Origin of the sequence: Neochlamydia sp. AcF84, assembly GCF_011087585.1 — a bacterium.
In the GTDB taxonomy this organism is placed as follows: Bacteria; Chlamydiota; Chlamydiia; order Chlamydiales; family Parachlamydiaceae; genus Neochlamydia.
Genome location: NZ_VJOT01000014.1, coordinates 1 through 21430 on the forward strand (window position 1 = coordinate 1; position 21430 = coordinate 21430).

A 21430-nucleotide genomic window follows, 5' to 3' on the forward strand; every position below is an offset into this window, starting at 1 on the left:
TTTAATAGTGCCTACATAATAGGTATCTTGAGATAATAAATAGCCTGGATGTTCAGTTTCAATTTCGCCATGTGCTTCTTTTTCTTCCTTGGCTTTTTCAAGAGCTTTTAGTTGGTCCTCTGTTAATATCATTTCTTCCTGAGCCATTTTAGCTTCCAATGCTTTGAGACGTTTTTGAAAGGTCTCAAGATTGTATCTAAGCCAAACAGAACGCACACCTCCTGGCGAAATGAAAATCCCTTGTTTCTTAAGCTCGTTACATACTCTTAACTGACCATAAGCAGGCTTTTGAAGAGCAAAATCAACAACAGCTTTTTCTATAGATTCGTCCACCCTATTTTTTATACAGGGTTTTTTACGTGTCATATCCTGAAGAGCTGCTTCTCCACCTGTTTCATAAAGTTCTTTGAATCTATAAAAGCTATCTCTAGAATATCCCATCATCTTACACGCCTGGGATACATTTCCTAATGTTTCAGCTAGCTTTAAAACACCAAGTTTATTTTTTATAACTTTTTGATGAGTTGCTAAATTTGACATTTTGACACTCCTTATTGGTTTAAGTCGCTCACTTCAACTTCCCTGCTGTCACTTTTAATGAGCGGCAGGGCTTCAAGCTTCGCGACTTATAAATTGTGTTTCCTTTATTTTTATCACAAATGTCAGATTAAGTCCTACCTATTACAATTTAATCTACCTATTATTAAGCTCAGCATCGCGTTAGCATTTTCTGTCTTCCATCAAGCACCCGTTATCTTCAGCCTTTTTTGCACCACATGCCTTAAGGCTATTTTCTATCTCGCCTGATCCAATTGGTAAGCCTTTATCTAAAGCGCTTTTATAATTCATCATACCCAGTCTTTTTTTCATATATCTATAGCATCTTACTAAGCCATTCTCCTGCTCAGGATGATCTAGCGCTTTGAACTTATTTTCAATCTCTTTGAAAACTTCTCGGCTTTTTCCACCTTTTAACTTCTCTTTACTTTCTTCTAACCACTTTTTTGGCTCAAAAATATTGCACCAAATGGCGGCCTCGGATAAATATCCACATAGATGATAAAAATCAATTAAGTGGCCGCTTCGATTGCAAAATTTTAGCTTTACTTGTTCAGCTATCCACGGAGCACCATCACTTATGGCATGCACATAGCTGCCTTCTTTCAGACCCGCTATAAGAGCACATTCTAGCATCTGTTGACCTGCTTGTTCTGCCGTTCCAATACTACCAGCATAAAAGCGGTTGGCTCTGTCCTTGCCTCTTGCCAAGCTTAGTTTGGCTTCTTTCCAACATACTTTCCGTGCTTTTCTTGCATCTTTTTTTGCTTGTTTGTCGGCCTCGTCTACCTCCACAATGGGTACCATACTCCCATCTGTTTCACTAATAATGGTTGCTTCTTGGCTAGCCGCTTCTTTTTTTAGCTTGGCTATTTTGCTTGCATGCTTTTGGGTAATCAATCTAACCATGGAAGAAGAAGCTTCAATTCCATAATGCTCCTTCATCTTTTCTCCTACTTTTCCAAAAGCAATATCTGCTCCAAAGTCGGTTATTGCTCGCTCTAATGGTAAAGAATACCCTCTGCATCTAACCTGGGAAGAAAGGGAAAGGGGTCTAATCAATTTTCCTGCTCGTAGGAAGCATCTTTCTTCCATACCTACTATCCCAAATGTCGTATGCCAACTTAGTTTTTTTTGAATGCTGCCTTAATTTCATTTCCCGAGCCTTGGCTTCTTGTTCATTTACTTGATGCTCTGCCCAATCCTCAAGGCATTTTTTCCCTAAACGCCTAACTTCGGGAATAAAAGCAAATTCAGCATCATTCGCCACCTCTATCTCTTTAATTCCTTCGGTAATATTTGATACATCTTTAATGGATTCTAATAGGCCAGGATGCTTCTTCAAGCGATTTACTACATTATTAACTTCTTCTTCGTTAAGCATATGCAACCTCCTATTGCTACGCTTTCAGTATGTATTAATCCTTCCTTATCTTGCCAACACTTTTAATTACACCCCGTGCCAACAATTCTATAGGATAAAAGCTGGCAAAATACCAAATAAACTTTATAGTGAGAGGCTTTCATGCCATTTTTTACGGTTTTAATAAATAATTATTCTCATCATTTTTTTACTGGCGTTTTTATAAATTTTCAGTATTGTCTAGAAAAAACAATTTTATTTTTGCCATTTAGCTGCAAGCATACTTTGGTCAAAAATTATAACTAGCTAAAAAATGGATAACCATATGAATCAGCTTTCATCAAACTCTCTTCGTATACATCCCTTAATATTTCCAGCATTTGAGAATAAAGAAGAACATTCTTTTTGCATAAGAGAGACTAATGCCTATAGAGAAATTAGCTTAAAAATATTTAAGGAATTAGAGTTCCAAGATTTGTGTCAAGCCAAACTCATATGTAGAGAATGGAAGCAGTTAATTGAAAGCAGCGCTTTAGCAGAAGACATTTACAGGATAGGTTTAAAGCTTGCTATTCAAAAGAACAACCCTCTGCGCGAAAAAGTTTGTGCAGAAAAGCTAGTCCAAGAAGCATATTGCATAGAAAAACTAGGAGATGTTTACCAGGAAAAAGGTATAGCCGAAAGCTTACTTCAAGCTGCAGGGCTTTACAATTATGCGTTACAAATTGTTTCTGATGATAAAAAGAGATTTTTTGAAGAAAAGCTTTCAAAAGCTCAACATTTACTTATCAAGTCATGCCAAGAAAAAGTTTTAGATAATAATAGAATAAGAAAAGAATTTAAGGGCAATCGCCAAGCATTAAAAAAATTTAGAGAGGAAATAGAGAAGATGATTCAATCTCTTCCAGAAACTCCTTCTTTCCAAGAAGTGAAAGAGCTTTACGGTAAGATTGCTCAGGATATAAAGGCTTTTTTTAGCTTACTAGTTAATCAGGCGATTAATGTCTTAGGCCCTGCCCCTTGCGAATATGCTATGATAGGCTTTGGCTCCTTAGCTAGGGAAGAGATGACTCCTTATTCCGATTTAGAATTTGGCATTCTTATAAAAGAAGATAACGATGCAAATAAAAAGTATTTTAGGAATCTTACTAATCTAATTCACTTAAAAGTCATTAATCTAGGAGAAACCATTCTTCCTGCTTTAAACATTCCTTGTCTAAAAGCTATAGATTTTTTTGATGGCATAACTCCAAGAGGTTTTGCCTTTGATGGGGCAGGAGTAGAAGGGAAAGGCTGTAAAACCCCTTTCGGCAATGGTAAAACATTTGAGCTTATCCAGACTCCTGAAAAGATGGCCCAATATATTGCTAAAGACGAAAAAGGACAGTGGTGGTATGAAAAAGAGCCTCATCTTCCTATGGAGCTTTTAACCTTTACTCATTTACTAGGTGATCCGGCGCTAACTCGGAAGTATGGTGAAAAGCTTCAGAAAAAGCTTGAGATTGTTTATCAAGAAGGATTTACCCTTCGTCAGCATTTAGCTAAGAAACACCTTGTGCTGGTTGATATGGAGGCTTTTGATCCGAGAATGGGCGATTTAAGTAGACAGGGCATGCTCTTTAAAGTTAAAAATGATCTTTATCGGTTTCCTCATTTAGCTTTAGACAGGCTAGCCCTTTTCAAAAAGATAGGATCCTCTAATAGTTTTGCTAGAATTGATGAACTGAACAAGCTAGGAGTTATAAAAAATAGCGCTGCTGTAAAGCTAAGCGAGTGGATGAGTATAGCGTTATTTATGCGCCTTAAAACTTACTCGCATTATCAAGCGCAGCAAGAGATGATGAATCCTCTAATTAAACATTTTGGGTTTGATGACCCAAACCTCAACAATAAGCAGTTTACTTTAGATCATAAAGCTTTAGAAAAGATAAAAAAAATTTACCGTGTTTTTATTCCTTTTTATCAAGCTATGCAAGATTTTTTAGCAGGCCAGGAAGAAAGCCTCCAATTATCAGATTTAGAGGATAACTCGCCGAAGGCACAAGGTGATATAGCCTTAAGACTCTTTCAATATAAAGAAGCAAAAAAGTGGTATCTTTTAGAAAGCGAAGTAAGCCCGCAAAATTCGCTGATTTTAAGTGCTCTTGGGGTTATTTATTACGATCAAGGTAATCTAAGGCAGGCAACTGAGTATGGACACAAAGCTCTGACCATTGATCTCAAGCTTCTTAGTGAAAATCATCCTAAGGTGGCAATCGATTACAGCAATTTGGGAGCAATCTACAAAGACCAAGGCAATTTAGGCACAGCAGCTGTGTATATTGAAAAAGCACTAGCTATGGACCTTAGGCTTTTTGGTGAAAATCATCACAGATTGGCGATCGATTATAGCAATCGGGCACAAATCTACCAAGACCAAGGCAATTTAGGGAAGGCAGCTGAGTGTTGTAACAAAGCTATTGCTATTAGTATTAAGCTTTTTGGTGAAAATCATCCCGGAGTGGCGGTCAATTACAACAATCTGGGAGCAATCTACAAAGACCAAGGCAATTTAGGCACAGCAGCTGTGTATATTGAAAAAGCACTAGCTATGGACCTTAGGCTTTTTGGTGAAAATCATCACAGATTGGCGATCGATTATAGCAATCGGGCACAAATCTACCAAGACCAAGGCAATTTAGGGAAGGCAGCTGAGTGTTGTAACAAAGCTATTGCTATTAGTATTAAGCTTTTTGGTGAAAATCATCCCGGAGTGGCGGTCAATTACAACAATCTGGGAGCAATCTACAAAGACCAAGGCAATTTAGGCACAGCAGCTGTGTATATTGAAAAAGCACTAGCTATGGACCTTAGGCTTTTTGGTGAAAATCATCCCAGGATGGCAATCGATTACAGCAATCTGGGAGTAATCTACCAAGACCAAGGCAATTTAGATAAGGCCGAAGAGTATAGCACTAAATCACTTAACATTAATCTTAAGCTTTTTGGTGAAAATCATCCTAGTGTGGCTAGAAGTTATAATAACTTAGGAAACATCTACAAAGCCCAAGGCCATTTAGGCAAGGCAGCAGAGTATACTACAAAAGCTCGTGCCATTGATCTTAAGCTTTTTGGTGAAAATCATCCTACTATGGCAGACAATTACAGCGATCTGGGAGCAATCTATAAAGAAAAAGGCAAGTTAGACAAGGCGGAAAAGTATACTACTAAAGCACTTATCATTAATCTTAGGCTTTTTGGTGAAAATCATCCTACCACGGCAGACAATTACAACAAACTTGGACAAATCTACAAAGCCCAAGGCCATTTAGACAAGGCCGAAGAGTATACCATTAAAGCGCTTGCCATTAACCTAAAGCTTTTTGGTGAAAATCATTTCAACGTGGCCGGCGGCCACACAAACCTGGGACGAATCTACCAAGATCAAGGCAAATTAGGCAAGGCCGAAGAGTATAGCACTAAAGCGCTTAATATCGACCGTAAGATTTTTGGTGAAAATCATCCTATCGTGGCTAGGAGTTACAATAGCCTAGGAAATATCTACCAAGACCAAGGCCATTTAGACAAGGCAGCAGAGTATAGTACAAAAGCTCGTACCATTGATCTTAAGCTTTTTGGTGAAAATCATCCTAGTGTGGCTAGAAGTTATAATAACTTAGGGAACATCTACAAAGCCCAAGGCCATTTAGGCAAGGCAGCAGAGTATAGTACAAAAGCTCGTACCATTGATCTTAAGCTTTTTGGTAAAAATCATCCTACTATGGCAGACAATTACAGTGATCTGGGAGCAATCTATAAAGAAAAAAGCAATTTAGACAAAGCGGAAAAGTATATCACTAAAGCACTTACCATTAACCTTAAGCTTTTTGGTGAAAATCATCCTACGACGGCAGCCAATTACAGCGATCTAGGAGCAATCTATAAAGAAAAAGGCAATTTAGACAAGGCTGAAGGGTATAGCGCTAAAGCACTTGCCATTAATCTTAAGCTTTTTGATAAAAATCATCCTACGACGGCAGCCAATTACAGCAATCTGGGAGCAATCTATCAAGACCAAGGCAATTTAGACAAGGCGGAAGAGTATACTACTAAATCACTTAACATTAATCTTAAGCTTTTTGGTAAAAATCATCCTACGATGGCAGCCATTTACAGCAATCTGGGAGCAATCTATCAAGGCCAAGGCAATTTAGACAAGGCGGAAAAGTATAGCACTAAAGCGCTTACCATTGAGCTTGAGCTTTTTGGTGGAAACCATCCTACCGTGGCAATTCGATACAATAACCTGGGAGTAATCTATAAAGAAAAAGGCAATTTAGATAAGGCCGAAGAGTATAGCACTAAAGCGCTTACCATTAACCTTAGGCTTTTTGGTGAAAATCATTTCAGCGTGGCAGCCAATTACAGCAATCTGGGAGCAATCTATCAAGACCAAGGCAATTTAGACAAGGCCAAAGAGTATAGCACTAAATCACTTACCATTAACCTCAGGCTTTATGGTGAAAATCATTTCAACGTGGCCAGCGGTTACACAAATTTGGGGCAAATCTACCAGGAACAAGGCAAACTAGGCAAGGCTGAAGAATATAGCACTAAAGCGCTTACCATTGACCTTAGGCTTTTTGGTGAAAATCATCCTACCGTGTCAATCGATCTCAATAACTTAGCACTAATCTACCGAAAACAAGGTCGTTTAAATAAAGCGGCAAAATATAGCGCTAAAGCGCTTACCATTGACCTTAAGCATTTTGGTGAAAATCATCCTACCTTGGCAATTCGATACAATAACCTGGGAGTAATCTACAAAGAAAAAGGCAATTTAGACAAGGCCGAAGAGTATAGCACTAAAGCGCTTACCATTAACCTTAGGCTTTTTGGTGAAAATCATCCTACCGTGGCACTTCGTTACAATAGCTTGGGACAAATCTGTAAAGAAAAGGGCAATTTGGACAAGGCGTTCGAATATACTAAAGAAGCTCTTAGGATTAGCATTAGAGCGTATGGTATCCATCATCCTACAGTAACAGCCATTAACGCAGCTCTTAAAAGCTTAAATGCATCTTTATCCAGAAAATTATGAAAAAGTTAACTTTTAAGGTGTTTTAATCTTTGCAAATCAAAATCAGATGAACTGCATATTACACTTTGACCACCTGCAGGTGTGCTCGTATCTACCTGGGAGTCCATACATGAAATCCTAGTATAAAGTAAGTTACTTCTTCTGGAGCTTACTTTATACTAGGAGCTAGCTTAACATTCTAGAAGCGGTAAAGCTGTTGCAAACGAGCAATACGGTCATCCAAAGGAGGATGGGAAGCAAACCATTGCATGAGGCCTTTTTTAGTCCCTGAGATTTTAAAAGCGTTGATCGCTTCTTGATTTTGATTGGGGTCTTTAACTTCAAAATTACTTTTCAAAGCTTGTAAGGCAGCAATCATAGAAGGTGCACCTACTAAGCGTGCGCTTCCAGCATCGGCTCTATATTCGCGATAGCGAGAAAAGCTTGCGACTACAAGGCTGCCTAAAATCATAAAAACAATTTCTAAGCCAAAAACGATCATTTGGTACATAAAAGGAGAAGGTTCTTCATCCCGTTCTTTAGAGAAAGTTTTGCTAATACCATAAGCTACTATCCTGGCAAGGAACATTACAAAAGCATTAATGACTCCTTGTAATAAGGTCATGGTTACCATATCACCGTTAGCTATATGGGTAATTTCATGACCAATGACCGCGTCTACTTCATTTTTTTCCATACGCTCTATTAAGCCTGAAGAAACGGCTACTAAGGAGTTAGAACGAGAAGGCCCTGTTGCAAAGGCATTAAGTTCAGGGGAATAATAAATACCTACTTCTGGCATTTTAGGTAATCCTGCTTTTTTTGCTAGCTGATAGACTGTCTCAAGTACCGCACGTTTTTGTAAGTCGGAGGTATCTGGATCGATCATTTCTAATCCGACCATCCATTTGGCCATTACCTTGGACAAGAGTAGAGAAATAACCGCTCCTCCCATTCCCCATAACAAGCAGAAAATGGCTAAAGAAGGTAAATTGATCCCTTTCTTCATTAAAAAAGGTTGTAGATTAAAAAAGTAGGTAATGAATGAAATGAAGGCGACTACTAGAAAGTTAACAACGAGGAAAAGAATAATACGTTTAGCTAAGGCCATAAATAGACTCCCATTTTATCAGACGTTCTACGCAATCTTACAATTTAAAGGTTTTAATTGTGAATGGATTTCTGCTTGCGAAGGGCAACTCTTAAGAAGCAAGCTTTCTTGATTAGAAGGTAGCTATTCAGGTTCTTGTATTTCAAACTTCTAGTAGGCATTAATTTCGCTATTTAAAGTTTTTATTGATTCACTACTTAACACAAGCTCTAATCCTCTTTGCGCACTTATTTTTTCATTACTTTCTTGCATATAGGCATGTGATATTCTTAACGCCTCGTTTATTTTAAGCAATTTGATGAGCATTTTATCCTAATAAAAGCCTTATCTTCTAACTTCTTTTGTAAGTTGTCGTTAGTAAAAAAAAACACCTGTGGGTAAATTTCTTGGAAGTAACCCCCAGTGTGTTTTTAGATAGGAGGTGATGGATTCTCATTTGAGAAGAGTTAATTTCTTAGTTCTATCGGTCTAACCTGTCTTTATTTATGCATCAAGAAAATGTGTTACTCAATTTTTTTTAAACGCTGGATAATATCTTTTATCTTTGCCAATATTTGAGCGCCCCTCTAAAGTTTACCTGCTCCATTACAAAAATTCGCACAATATAAAAAATTTCTTGGAGGGCTAAGTCCAATAAAAACATGACTTTAAGAGTGTTAGATCCAATTTTCTTTATTTTTGGAAAAGCTTAAATACTGATGCCAGGCTAAAGCTCCAGCGCCTATAGTGCCTGCGTCTTCAGTGAAATTGGCAGGTAAAATTTCAAGCGTGGAAGTGGCTGCTGTTAGTGCATAATTTATAACTCTCTTTTTTATATAATCCACAGCTTCGGGTAATCCCTGGATAATCCCGCCTCCTAAAATTAACCTTTCAGGATTAAAAACATTAATCATATTGCTACAGCCAATCGTTAAAGCTTCCATGGCTTCATTTAGAATTTTGCCTGCCAGGATATCACCTTCCTTGTAGGCTTGAATGACAAGCTTTGCCGAGATGGCGGGAATATCTCCATTGGTAAGATCTAATAAAGCTTTTCCTTGGGAAGGATTTTTGTATACCAATTCTTTAGCTTTTTTGGCTATCGCCCATCCTGAGGCCATCGCCTCGAAACATCCATGGCTTCCACAGGTGCAAGGCGGACCGTTCATTTGAATAATCATGTGACCTAATTCGCCCGCACAGTTAGTGTAGCCAGGCATAACTTTGCCTTCATTGACGATACCACCGCCAATTCCTGTGCCGACAAATACACACACAATATTATTGCTGCCTTTTCCTGCACCATTTAACCACTCTCCCCAGGTAGCTGCACGTCCATCATTGGTAATAGTTACAGGCAAGGAAGTTATCTCTTCAATCTTTTTCTTTAAAGAAATGTTATGCCAATTTAAATTGGGAGCAAAAACGATGGACCCATCCTTAGCGCTGACCTGCCCCGGTACACCAATTCCAATCCCGCAGATAAAACTTTTTCCCAAATTATGAAATTCTTGAATCGTTTGAATGATCTCCTGTTCAATCACTTCTTGCTGGCGACTAGCATGGGTGGAAATTCTTTTTTTTTGATGAATAGTGCCATAACGATCGACCAAGCCTATTTCAATCTTAGTGCCTCCAATATCCATCCCAATTGCATATTTTTTTGCCATGCAGTTAGTCTCCTATTTTAAAAGTTGGATATAGCTAAATAATAATTATAAATAAACAAAGTTATTGGCAATTTTACCCGTTATCCATAGATGTTACAAAAAGTCGCCTAATCTGATCCAAACATTAGAACGATAATTAAGAAAGAAAATTTGACTTCAGCTGTTTGCCTAAGCTATCCTGCCGTCTGTAGAGAAAAAAGTAAGGTTAGACAGCCTAGGGGAACGAGAAATTTTTTATGAAAACATTAATAGTAGGGCCTTCATCTCTTTCAGGTGAAATTCAAATTCCTTCTTCTAAGTCACAAACACATCGGGCCATTTTATTAGGAGCCTTAGGAAAAAATATTTCTCTTGTCCACCATTATTTAAATTCTCCCGATTGCCTGGCCATGATGGAAGCTTGTCGTTATCTGGGAGCTAAAATTACTGTCCAAGACGATCATCTACAGATTGAAGGTATTGGGGGAAAAATTAGGGGAGCAGAAAATGTGATTAATGCCCATAATTCTGGTATAATCTTACGCTTTATTTCTGCCATTGCTGCTTTAGGCACGCATCCTATTGTAATTACGGGGGATGAATCAATCCGGCATCAACGGCCTATGCATGTCCTTCTTAAAACTTTAGAGCAATTGGGAGCACAAGCGATTTCCACACGAGGAGATGGATTTGCACCTGTAATTATAAAAGGGCCTTTAAGGGCAGGTCAGTGTGTTATAGAAGCTGGCTCTGACTCTCAAAATATCTCTTCTTTGCTAATGGCGGCTATCTTTTTGAAAGGTACTTTAGAGTTAGAGGTGCATCAGACCGGCGAAAAACCTTGGATTGATTTAACTCTGGATTGGCTTAAAAGATTAAAAGTGCCTTATGAAAACCATTGCTATAAAAATTTTAAAGTTCAGGGAATAGGTAGCTATGATGGCTTTGAATATGCAGTGCCAGGAGATTGGAGCTCTGCTGCTTTTCCTATAGCTGCTGCTATCGTTACTCAGTCGGAAGTTGTGCTTAATAACCTTTCCATGCATGATCTGCAAGGGGATAAAGCTATTATCAATATTTTTAAGCAAATGGGTGCTGGCATAGAGATTGATGAGCAGGCCCACAGCATACATGTTTATCCAAGAGCACCTTTAAAAGGAATGACTGTAGATATCAATGATTGCATAGATGCTCTTCCTATCCTTGCTGTCGTGGCCTGTTACGCAGAAGGGCAGACCTCAATTATAAATGCAGCGGTAGCACGCCAGAAAGAATGTGATCGCATAGCTTGTATAGCTAAAGAGTTAAAAAAAATGGGGGCTCATATTCAAGAGTCTCACTCGGGCCTTTGTGTGACGGGAAATCCATTAAAAGGAACCTCTCTTTTCTCTCATAAAGATCATCGTGTGGCGATGGCTTTAGCGGTAGCAGCCATGGGTGCAAAAGGCAAAACAGCTATTCATCATTCTAACTGTATTGAAAAAACATACCCAACTTTTGTGCAAGATTTTAAGCGCTTAGGTGCTAATATAGAGGAAGTTTAAAGTAACTTTTAAGGAAAATGTTCTTACTGATTAATCTTTTATCGTATGGATAGGTAAATTCTAACATGAATATTATTTTGGCGGGACCGCCGCTGGCTGGAAAAACAACGTTAGGTAAGCAAGTAGCCTGTAAATTTGGTTGGCCATTCATTGATACCGATAGATTAGTTGAGAAATGTTATAAAAATGAAAAAAACATTCAAATTTCTTGCCGCGAGATCTTTAAAAGAGAAGGGGAGAGTCAATTTCGTGCGTATGAGCAGCAAGCTATTTCATCCCTGCAAGGTTATACATGTTCGGTTATTTCACTAGGCGGAGGAGCTTTAGAAAAGTTAGAGAATGTAAAAATTCTTAAAAAAACAGGCAAAATTATTTATATAAAGACCTCTTTGGCTATTTTAGAGAAACGATTATTAGATCATCCACTTCCTTCCTATCTAGAGAATGAAGAAAAGCCTGTAGAAGCTTATCAGAAGCTAATAAGGAGGCGCTCTCCTTTTTATGAATTATATGCTGACCAAATCGTTGAAACAGGTTCCTTAAGTGTCTCTCAAATTGTAGCAATTATTTACGAGAGTTATCATGGCCAGTAATTCAATAGGAAATATTTTTAAAATCACCACATGGGGTGAATCCCATGGCCCAGCCATCGGAGTAGTTATCGACGGATGTCCAGCAGGTCTGCTGCTGCAAGAAGAAGACATTAACCAGGCTTTAGCTTTACGTGCTCCTGGACATAGTATATACACTTCGCCTCGTCAAGAGAGCGATCGATGTCAAATCTTATCAGGTGTTTTTGAGGGTAAAACTACGGGCACTCCCATTTCTATCTTTATTAAAAATAGAGATGTAGACTCTAGCAAATATGAGTCTATTCAGAACCTTTTAAGACCAGGCCACGCTAATTTTACTTATTTAGAAAAATATGGTCTCTTTGATTATCGAGGAGGGGGACGCTCATCAGCAAGAGAAACAGCCTGCCGGGTGGCAGCAGGAGCGGTGGCTAAAAAATTATTAAGGCATTACGATATTCAGGTGATTGCTTATCTTTTGCAAGTGGCTAATATAGCCGCAAAAGTTTCTTTTTCATCCGATCTTTCGGAAAAAGTTTATAAAAGTCCTATTTACTGCCCTGATGCAGAAGCTGCTCAGTCTATGGAAAAGGCTATCATGCAAGCTAAAGAAGAGGGTGATTCTTTAGGAGGGATAGTTGAATTAATGGCTCATAACCTTCCTGTAGGATTAGGAGATCCTATGTATGAGAAGCTGGAAGCTAGTTTGGCTAAGGCGATGATGACTCTGCCTGCTACCAAGGGTTTTGAAATTGGCGCTGGCTTTCAAGCAGCAAAGATGCCAGGCTCTATGCATAATGATTCCTTTCAGCAGCAACAAGGAAAGATTACCACTGTTACTAATCATGCCGGTGGAACATTGGGAGGTATTTCTACTGGGATGCCTTTGATAGCACGCGTGGTATTTAAGCCTCCTTCAAGTGTGATGAAAGCGATGGAAACCGTTAATAGACAAGGCGAGGCAGCCACATTTAAGCTGCCCGCAGGCTCGCGTCACGATCCTTGCGTTGCTATTCGGGCTGTGCCTGTGGTTGAAGCTATGGCAGCGCTTGTATTAGCGGACGCTCTGCTTATGAATCGTTTATCGAGGTTATAGTGATTTGTGTAGTCATTTTAGGGCCGACTATGGAAGAAGCACGCTTGCAAATTCAGCAAGCCAGCTCGTATGCTGACTTAATTGAACTGCGCTTAGATTATTTTATTCATCGTGAGCTTACTACTCTTAAGAGTTTATTAAAGGAATTTCCTTTACCTATGATTTTCACTCTGCGCTCTAAATTGCAGGGAGGTCATTATCCTTACGATGAAAAAACTCGCTTACAAGAAATTAAATGTTTGGCTGCTTGTAAGCCCGCCTACTTAGATATTGAGGCCGATGTGCCTCAAGCTTTTATAAAGCAAATAAGCCATGACCAGCCGGGCATTAAATTGATTATTTCCCGCCACTATTTTAAGGATACTTCTATAAATCTGAAAGATGGGTTGAATAAATTGCCTCCTATAAAAAATGGAATCTACAAAATTGCGAGGTATTCCTTTAGCACTGTGAATACCCTAAAGCAGATGCAAGAGGCTAAAAATCAGCAAGACATTATTTCCATTAGCATGGGAGAAGCAGGAGAAATAAGCCGAATTTTAGCTCCAGTTGTAGGCAGCCAAATAACGTATGCTAGCTTGGATGAGAAGTGTAAGGTAGCACCAGGCCAGCTACCTGCCCAGCAGCTAAGGGAAGTCTATGGCTATAAAGCTTTAAACCCGCATACGGCGCTATACGGGCTAATTGGAGATCCTGTAGCAGCTAGCATCAGCCATCTCACTCATAATGCGCTTATGCACGCTCTTAATTTAAATGCTGTTTATGTAAAAATGCGCGTAAAACCCCAAGAGCTTAAAGTTTGTTTGAATTTAATGAAAAATTTAGGGTTTCAAGGATTAAGTGTCACCATGCCGCTTAAAAGAGAAATTATAGATTTTTTAGATCAGGTGGATGAGGAGGCTTTAGCGATTGGAGCTGTAAATACTTTATTATTAAAGAACGGACAGTGGATAGGCTATAATACGGATGGTAAAGGCGCCTTAGAAAGTATAGAAACCTGGGGAACCGTCAAAAATAAGAAAATTATTCTATTGGGAGCTGGGGGTGCTGCACGCGCGATTGCTTTTGAAGCCCAGCGCAAAGGAGCGGCACTCATCATTTTAAACCGTACTATCCAAAAAGCTGAGCAGCTAGCTGATGATTTTGGTGGCCAAGCGGGAAGCTTGGAAATGATGCAAGCCTATTTTCAAGCGGGTTATGACATCTTAATTAACTGCACCTCGCACGCCTTTTCGATGGCTTCGAGCCATCTTAAAAAAGAAGCGCTTGTTATGGATATTACCTCCAATCCTAAAGATACTGACTTTTTAAAAAATGCCCTCAAGAAAGGTTGTCGCATTGTATATGGATATCAAATGTTTATTAAGCAAGCTCTAAAGCAGTTTAAACTTTGGTTTCCTGAAAAAATTGATGAAAAAGTTGCTTTAGAAATTTTAGAAAAGAAGGCTTTAGAAGCTTTGCTTGTAAATTAAATTGTTTAAAACCTGATTTGCATGATTGCCGATTCCTCTTTATTTTTGATCTAACCCATCTGATTAATTTCCTGTGTAATTTCTTGATGTATTGCCTAGTCTTTGCTATCATGCTACCTGCTGGGTAAAAAGAACATTTTAATTAAGATAAGGCTTGTTGATGACAGATTCCTTAGAGTTTATAGGTATATCCAAAGAATTTGGTAATGTAAAAGCCCTTCAAGATGTTACTTTTTCGATCAAGAAAGGAGAATTTTTCTCTCTCTTAGGTCCAAGCGGTTGTGGTAAAACCTCTTTGCTGCGCATTGTAGCAGGTTTTGAACGCCCCACCCAAGGAAAGATTCTTTTAGATGGGCAAGATATTACCCATATTCCTCCTCATCAACGTCCTGTTAATACTGTCTTTCAAAATTATGCGCTTTTTCCTCATCTTAATATTTGGGAAAATATTGCTTTTGGCCTACGCGTCGCTAAAAGGCCTCAAAAGGAAATCGATTTTGAAGTAGACCGCATGCTGCATTTGATTCAGCTTAAAGAATCAGCCTATAAAATGCCTGATCAGATTAGTGGAGGGCAAAAGCAACGGGTAGCTATAGCAAGAGCTTTAATAAATAAACCACGCGTCTTATTACTAGACGAACCTCTGGCAGCATTAGATCTTAAATTGCGTCAAAAAATGCTTCTAGAATTAGATTTGATTCATGATGAGGTAGGTATTACCTTTTTATTTATTACCCATGATCAGACTGAAGCGATGGCAGTGAGCGATCGTATTGCTGTTTTGCGCCAAGGGAGCCTTGAGCAAATAGGAACTCCTATTGAACTCTATGAAGCTCCTAAGAGCAGCTTTGTGGCAGCTTTTATTGGCGATACTAATTTTTTGGACGGCCATGTGGCTGAAAAAGTTTCTCAAGACTACAGCCTTTTAACGTTAGATAATTTTCCCAATGTTCTTTGCTTTAATGACAAACAGCTTAATGTGGGAGACCTGGTCCATCTGAGTGTGCGGCCAGAGAAAATGCATATTTCCCGCGAACAGCCGCCTCATCATCCTCGTCACAATCAGGTACCAGGCGTAGTTGAAGACGTCGTATATAAGGGGGCACATACAAACTTTTGGGTAAGAGTTGAAGGTCATCGCATTGCTGTTACTCAGCAACACCGCCGCTTTTTACTTGATGAGCATCCTATTCGTTGGAATGATAAAGTGTGGATATGGTGGCATGCCGATGATGGCTTTATTTTAGAGAGATACAATCCCCAAGTTTCCATTGAAAAGCAGGGCGAATAAGATGAAGAAGGCTAAGCTAGAAGAGCTTGCTCTAACTATGCCCTCTTTTATATGGCTCATTATTTTCTTTTTTATTCCTACGCTTGTTATCTTTACTTTTGCCTTTAAGCCTAGTGATCCTTTTGGAGGCATAGGACAGGGATGGACCTTAGAGAATATTTATACTTTGTTGGACGCTAGCTACTTATTGTTAATATGGCGAACCGTTTGGTTGAGTGTGCTAACTACAGTTTTTTGCCTTGCTTGTGCACTTCCGGTTGGCTATCAGCTTGCTCGTGCTTCTACAAGAACACGCCAGCTTATTTTGTTGCTAATCATTGTTCCTTTTTGGAGCAGTTTTCTCGTACGTATTTTTGCCTGGAAAGCTTTATTACATCCTGAAGGCTTTTTTAAAAATTTTTTAGTGCAATTACATCTGGCAGATCCTTCCATATCTCTTCTCTATAATTCCGGGGCGGTTCTGTTAGTGATGGTCTATACCTATCTGCCGTTTGCTGTTCTACCCATCTATGCTTCAGCTTCAAAATTTAATTTTCAATTGTTGGAAGCTGCAGCAGATTTAGGTTCTACGAGGCTTTATGCTTTTGTAAAGGTTTTTCTGCCCTCTATTCGGAAAGGCCTGGGAACAGCTACCTTAATGGTATTCATTCCTGCTATTGGTGCTTATGTGATTCCTGATCTTGTAGGAGGGACGCAAAGTGAAATGATAGGCAATAAAATAGCTCAACGTACTTTTATTGATCGCAACTTGCCTTTAGCAAGTGGCTTATCGGCGTTACTCTCTATAATTATCCTACTGCCCATGAGTATTTTTACCCTTATACAAAGTAAAGCGAAGAAATTAAGCTTTGAAGGGCGGGCAAAAGAATGAAAAAAAGTCGGTTCCCTTTTATCATCACTATTATCGTTTTGATTTTTCTTTATCTTCCCATTATCGTGCTTTTTATTAATTCTTTTAATGATTCGCGTTTTGGTGGAGAATGGGCGGGATTTACCTGGAAATGGTATGAACGCCTTTTACGCGAGCGAGCCTTGTGGCAATCTTTTCGCAATTCATTGATTGTAGCCTTAAGCGCTACTTTTGCCTCTTCCATCTTAGGGACTACAGCAGCTTTAGCCCTTTATCGCTATAAAACGCGTTTTCAAAAAGCCCACTACGGTTTAGTCTATGTGCCTTTAGTGATCCCAGATATTTTGACCGGCATGAGCTTGCTATTATTGTTTATGGCTTTAAATATTAAATTAGGCTTGTTTACGGTATTTATCACGCATACAACCTTTTGCCTTAGTTATGTGACGATGGTGATATTAGCTCGCCTGCAAAATTTTGATTTTTCCATTATTGAAGCCGCTCAAGATCTAGGTGCTAGCAATTGGACGGTATTGCGCAAAGTTCTTATTCCTTTGCTTGCTCCAGGCATTGCGGCAGGTGCCATGTTAGCTTTTACTCTTTCTATAGATGATTTTGTGATTACTTTCTTTGTGGTAGGCCAAGGGACAACCACTCTACCTATCTACATCTATAGCATGATAAAATATGGCTCCACCCCTGTGATTAATGCCTTATCGGTAATTTTATTGATCTTTACTTTTATAATTATTTGGCTGACCCAACATTTGTCAGAGGAGTAGCATGAGAAAGTGGCTGTTTTTTATGATCGCTTTTGCCTATTTAGCCATTCTTGTCACCACTTGCAGTACCCCTGAAAATGAACTGCATTTGTACATTTGGGCCGATTACATTAAACCTGAGCTGATTGAAAAATTTGAGCGAGAGCATAATTGTCGGGTAGTATACGATACTTTTGATAGCAATGAGTCCATGTACGCCAGATTAAAGCTAGGCGTTACAGGCTATGATGTGATCTTTCCTAGTGGCTACACCTATGAGCTAATGCTGCAACAAAAAATGTTAAATCCTATTCCTATCAGCTCACTTTCATATTTAAAGAATCTTACACCTCATTATACCCCTGAAAAGTTTGATGAAGGCACGGTCATCTATGGAGTGCCTTTTGCGATGAGCTATAGTGGGATTGCTTATCGTAAAGATAAAATTAAGGTGGAAGATCAAAGCTGGGGAATATTTGGCCGATCAGATATGCGAGGGCGCATGACGATGCTTAATGATATGCGGGAAACCATAGGAGCAGCCCTAAAATATTTAGGCTTTAGCGCCAACAGTATTAATAAAGCAGAGATAAATCAAGCTGTTGATCAGCTGCTTGTATGGAAAAAAAATCTAGCTAAATTTGAGAGTGAGCAGAATAAACATGGAATTGCTAGTGCTGAATATATTGTGGCGCAAGGCTACAATGGGGATATGCTCCAAGTCATGAGGGAGAATAGCCACGTAGGCTTCTTTATCCCTCAGGAGGGCTCTATTATTTCACTTGATTATGCTGTTGTTCCGCAACACGCCCCTAATCCTAGTTTAGCACATGCTTTTATTAATTTTTTATTGGAAGGGGCGGTAGCTGCAGAAAATATGCAATTCACCTGCTTTCCTTCACCCAACCAAGCTGCCTATGCTCTTTTACCTAAAGAAATGCAGGAAAACCCCTCTCTTTTTCCTCCGCCAGCTATGGTGGAGAAATCAGAAGTTCTAAAATATTTAGGAAAAGATGGTGAGCTTTACAATCAGGCTTGGGATAAAGTTAAAAAGAGTTAAACTTGATTCGAGAAGCTTGCCAATCAGAGGGTTAAAAAATTATGGAAAAGAAAATGAGTGAGGAGTGGGGAGCATTTCCATTACTTGATTATTGAATCTTATAAAGCTGTTTTTAAAACCTTGCTAATATAGCTGTTTAAGTTCATCTGATTTAATTTAGCTTGGAGCTAAGCTTTGCATGCAATTCGGGTGAGAGGCGTAAGTTAAATTTTCCGGAGAAAGGCTTTGCAGGTTCTTCTTTTCTTTTTGCACAAAAAGTAAGATAATCCTGCACAGAGTCTTTGAAAGCCTGCTCTAGTTCATCAACTGTTTTTCCCTGAAATGTAATGAGGTCTCTTATTCCCAGAACCTCTCCGTGAAAAATTTTGGCTTCATCATCATAGACGACATGACCCGTATATCCTTTATATTTCATCATGGTTTTACTCCTGCATTTTCTAAGAAACACCGCATCGAAACTAGAGCGCCTTTATCAGTCTCTTTTTTAGGATGAGGGCGGTGGAAAGTAGCCCGTATGCCATTTAATACAAATCGTATGCGCAATCCTTCTCCCTCGGTAATCTTTGCCTCGACAGGGCGTAATAAAGCTTTTCTAGTTTTACCTATTCAACTAAGTATCGCCCTTCTTGTACAGTAAGAACGGTAACACCATAAGGCTCTACAGCCTCCTTTAATACATCGGCATGTTTTTCATCTGTAAACGCAAATTGTATATCTTTGCCAAGCTCAGCATGGCCGGTAACTAGGCTTTCTCCTTTAACATCTAGCTGATAATTTTTGGAATTAATAGTGCTAGAAGCCCATATTAGAGGAAATGAATTTTTAATGAGTGATGCCTGACTAGGGGATAACTCTAAAGGTTTTACCTGATTAAAGAGTTTAAGAATTTTTCGTATCTCTTGAACTTGGCTTCTTAACAAGTTTTTTAAAGTTATTGTTTGAGTGCTATTTAGTTTAGGCAATCCTTTAAAAATTTCTAATAAATCTTCTTCCTTAGGGATTCTTATTTTTCTTGCTTTATAGATTCTTTTTCCCCCACCTTCAATTTCGACTAAGATAGTATAATTGTAGCTATCTTCTTGAGCTGTGGCCTCGCAAACCATTCCTAGTTTTCTTTCCCCAGAAGATCGAGGAATTACTACAATTTGTCCTTTGGTTAAGATTTCTTGCTCATTAATTTTTCTGCCACGTTTTGGGAAAGGACTCCCAATTAATTTTCCTTTTGCTTCCCATCCTTCTTCTAAAAGAGATTTTTGGAAGATAGTTTCTGTTTGCAAAGCTTTTGCTAAAATTTTTGTTCGAATATGATGCTTTAACTTAGGCCATCGAGTAGGATGCTGGTTCATTAATATTAATCGTAGTACAGCTATTTTTAAGCGATTGGTACTTAATCCAAGCGTAGGATCAAAATTCAAAATTTTCTCTATTTCTTTTTGGGTATCAAATAAAGAGCGGGATTTTTGCGCGTAAGCCCAACAAGTTTCAAAGCCATTCATAGCCATTCCCGATAAATTTTCCTTATTCACTGCTACCGGAGATATTCCTAACCCAAGTTCGCCTGTGAGAGGAGCAAGTTTATAATGTAGTAGAATACTAGTGGATACTAAGGTGGGCACTTTAAAAATTTGTTTCCCCGTTTTATCGGCTAATTGAGCGATCCTTTGCATTAAAGGTAGAGCGGCAGAGCGAGAGCTTGTTATCCATTGAATTTTCTTTCCTTTCATTTTGCTATGCAAGGCTTGATTAGTATAAAAAATTTCTTTACGGTAAGCTTGCAGTTCGGTTTTTAAAAAGTTTTTATCCTTAAGCTTTTCAGAAGGAATGCCTTTACGATTTAAATAATGCTGAAATCTAGCCAGAATAAGGTTTTGCTTCTCTTCCATTTTATTAAAGTGAACATTCTCTTCAGGTTTTAATATGAAAGAGTTCATTTCTTCCCATTTTTCATTCAAAGTTAAACTAGAAAGCTGATGCTCAAGGGTGGTAAATTCAAAAATAAGCTCCACAGCTTTATTCTGGCTGCTTAACTTACTCAATGCATCTGTCAGTTGGACTGCTAAAGGATGTTCAGGAGATAAACTAGCCTGTATTCTACTTATTCTTTCTATTTCCACTTCCATTCTTTCAAATGTTTCAAAATCCAACTCTTCAAAAGATTTTCCAGAAACATAGTTAGAAAATTTAAGAAGGTCATTAATATTTATCTTTTCTTTAAGGTTTCGAGGAGATCTTAAAATGTTTTTAGAGGTAGGGGATACTGGATACCTGATGGGTGGGTTTTTCTTTAAGCCCTGGAGTCTACCATTTTCTTTAGGGGAAAGGGGAAGGACTAAATTTTTGGGATTTAAAACATTTTTGCCTTTTATCGAAATTTTATTACAAGAGGGTGAACTATTTGCGGGAGAAATAACGACAATTACGTTTTTGCCTTTAAGGCCCTTTTCAAGCCAAACACGCGCAGCAATATTTTGAAAACATACTTTTAACAGCACACCATAGATTAAGCAAATCAAGCGTTTAAGTGGATTAAATGCTTTGCTTTTATCTTTTAAAATGGCTAGGCGAACCTCTTTACCCTTCCAATTGGCAATTACTTTTTGTTGGAGAGAATAAGCATGCTTTTTGTAGCAAAAATTCTCTTCATTGCCACTGATTTCAACCTGCTCGTATGTTAGAGCCATAAATAATCCTTTCTCTTAGTGAGGGAAGCTAAACATAATAATGTTAAATGCATAAGTGCTTGCTCTAATTTTAGCAAAAATCTTAAGTAAAAGCCTTGTTTTAGGCAATAAATTAGTTTAGGTAAAGAAGGTGTTTTTTAACTAATTTTATAACTCTACGGTTTCGAAATTAAAAAACATAAATAATAATCATTATCTTTAACTGCTTCCTGAAATGCCCATTCGATCGATTGTTTGCCCATGGTAAATTCTTTAGGAATTTTCTTTCCCATCATGGCATACTAATCATTTTTGTGGCTAGAGGGGACAGTTTGAAAGGTTCATAGCATTTCAATAAAAGCTTGTTGCATTAAATTTATTTTTAAAAATATTAAACCTTTATAT

At 38.5% G+C, this 21430-nt stretch carries 17 protein-coding genes; 9 read left to right on the top strand and 8 right to left on the bottom strand.

What is annotated here, in order from left to right; translation table 11 throughout:
- The 3 genes from NEOC84_RS00640 to NEOC84_RS00650 all read right to left on the bottom strand — a co-directional run.
- The coding region (locus tag NEOC84_RS00640; RefSeq protein ID WP_166154316.1) for a helix-turn-helix domain-containing protein at positions 1–540 on the bottom strand (540 nt) is incomplete at its 3' end.
- Between the two features lie 180 nt (positions 541–720).
- Positions 721–1653, bottom strand: coding sequence for a hypothetical protein (locus tag NEOC84_RS00645; RefSeq protein ID WP_166154318.1), 933 nt, complete (start codon positions 1651–1653; stop codon positions 721–723).
- Entirely contained in the window at positions 1613–1942 is a 330-nt protein-coding gene (locus tag NEOC84_RS00650) for a hypothetical protein (protein ID WP_166154320.1), read from the bottom strand. The genes NEOC84_RS00645 and NEOC84_RS00650 overlap by 41 nt, the downstream gene beginning before the upstream one ends.
- Before the next feature lie 304 nt (positions 1943–2246).
- Between NEOC84_RS00650 and NEOC84_RS00655 the strand changes: the two genes are divergently transcribed.
- Positions 2247–7001 carry a tetratricopeptide repeat protein gene (locus tag NEOC84_RS00655; RefSeq protein ID WP_166154322.1) on the top strand — a complete coding sequence of 1585 codons (4755 nt, stop codon included), beginning with the start codon at positions 2247–2249 and terminating at the stop codon, positions 6999–7001.
- A gap of 178 nt (positions 7002–7179) precedes the next feature.
- Here the strand turns inward: NEOC84_RS00655 and htpX are convergent, their stop codons facing one another.
- Positions 7180–8091: a protease HtpX gene (htpX, locus tag NEOC84_RS00660; RefSeq protein ID WP_166154324.1), complete on the bottom strand. Its 912-nt coding sequence runs from the start codon at positions 8089–8091 to the stop codon at positions 7180–7182.
- Positions 8092–8747: 656 nt separating this feature from the next.
- On the bottom strand, positions 8748–9740 hold the full coding sequence (locus NEOC84_RS00665) for an ROK family protein (RefSeq protein WP_166154326.1): 993 nt from the start codon (positions 9738–9740) through the stop codon (positions 8748–8750).
- A gap of 236 nt (positions 9741–9976) precedes the next feature.
- On the opposite strand from NEOC84_RS00665, the gene aroA reads away from it, so the two are divergent.
- From aroA to NEOC84_RS00705, 8 genes are all read left to right on the top strand, one after another.
- Positions 9977–11263, top strand: a complete 1287-nt coding sequence (gene aroA, locus NEOC84_RS00670) for a 3-phosphoshikimate 1-carboxyvinyltransferase (protein ID WP_166154328.1) — start codon at positions 9977–9979, stop codon at positions 11261–11263.
- Positions 11264–11328: 65 nt separating this feature from the next.
- A complete protein-coding gene (locus NEOC84_RS00675; RefSeq protein WP_166154330.1) occupies positions 11329–11856 on the top strand; it encodes a shikimate kinase in 528 nt (175 codons plus the stop codon).
- Complete coding sequence (aroC, locus tag NEOC84_RS00680; protein ID WP_166154332.1) at positions 11846–12931, top strand: chorismate synthase; 1086 nt, start codon at positions 11846–11848, stop codon at positions 12929–12931. The genes NEOC84_RS00675 and aroC overlap by 11 nt, the downstream gene beginning before the upstream one ends.
- The gene (aroE, locus tag NEOC84_RS00685; protein ID WP_166154334.1) at positions 12931–14403 is read left to right on the top strand and encodes a shikimate dehydrogenase; all 1473 of its coding nucleotides are present in this window, start codon (positions 12931–12933) and stop codon (positions 14401–14403) included. The genes aroC and aroE overlap by 1 nt, the downstream gene beginning before the upstream one ends.
- A gap of 160 nt (positions 14404–14563) precedes the next feature.
- Entirely contained in the window at positions 14564–15694 is a 1131-nt protein-coding gene (locus tag NEOC84_RS00690; protein ID WP_166154336.1) for an ABC transporter ATP-binding protein, read from the top strand.
- A gap of 1 nt (position 15695) precedes the next feature.
- Positions 15696–16565, top strand: coding sequence for an ABC transporter permease (locus NEOC84_RS00695; RefSeq protein ID WP_166154338.1), 870 nt, complete (start codon positions 15696–15698; stop codon positions 16563–16565).
- Entirely contained in the window at positions 16562–17326 is a 765-nt protein-coding gene (locus tag NEOC84_RS00700) for an ABC transporter permease (RefSeq protein WP_166154340.1), read from the top strand. The genes NEOC84_RS00695 and NEOC84_RS00700 overlap by 4 nt, the downstream gene beginning before the upstream one ends.
- Position 17327: 1 nt before the next feature.
- Positions 17328–18365 carry a spermidine/putrescine ABC transporter substrate-binding protein gene (locus NEOC84_RS00705; protein WP_166154342.1) on the top strand — a complete coding sequence of 346 codons (1038 nt, stop codon included), beginning with the start codon at positions 17328–17330 and terminating at the stop codon, positions 18363–18365.
- A 151-nt stretch (positions 18366–18516) separates the two neighbouring features.
- On the opposite strand, the gene NEOC84_RS00710 is transcribed toward NEOC84_RS00705, so the two are convergent.
- From NEOC84_RS00710 to NEOC84_RS00715, 3 genes are read right to left on the bottom strand one after another with little or no spacing between them, the layout of a single operon-like run.
- Positions 18517–18783, bottom strand: coding sequence for a type II toxin-antitoxin system HicB family antitoxin (locus NEOC84_RS00710; protein ID WP_207391754.1), 267 nt, complete (start codon positions 18781–18783; stop codon positions 18517–18519).
- Complete coding sequence (locus tag NEOC84_RS10115) at positions 18780–18908, bottom strand: type II toxin-antitoxin system HicA family toxin (RefSeq protein ID WP_283248239.1); 129 nt, start codon at positions 18906–18908, stop codon at positions 18780–18782. The genes NEOC84_RS00710 and NEOC84_RS10115 overlap by 4 nt, the downstream gene beginning before the upstream one ends.
- A gap of 59 nt (positions 18909–18967) precedes the next feature.
- The gene (locus NEOC84_RS00715; protein ID WP_166154344.1) at positions 18968–21046 is read right to left on the bottom strand and encodes a hypothetical protein; all 2079 of its coding nucleotides are present in this window, start codon (positions 21044–21046) and stop codon (positions 18968–18970) included.
- Positions 21047–21430 lie beyond the last annotated feature (384 nt).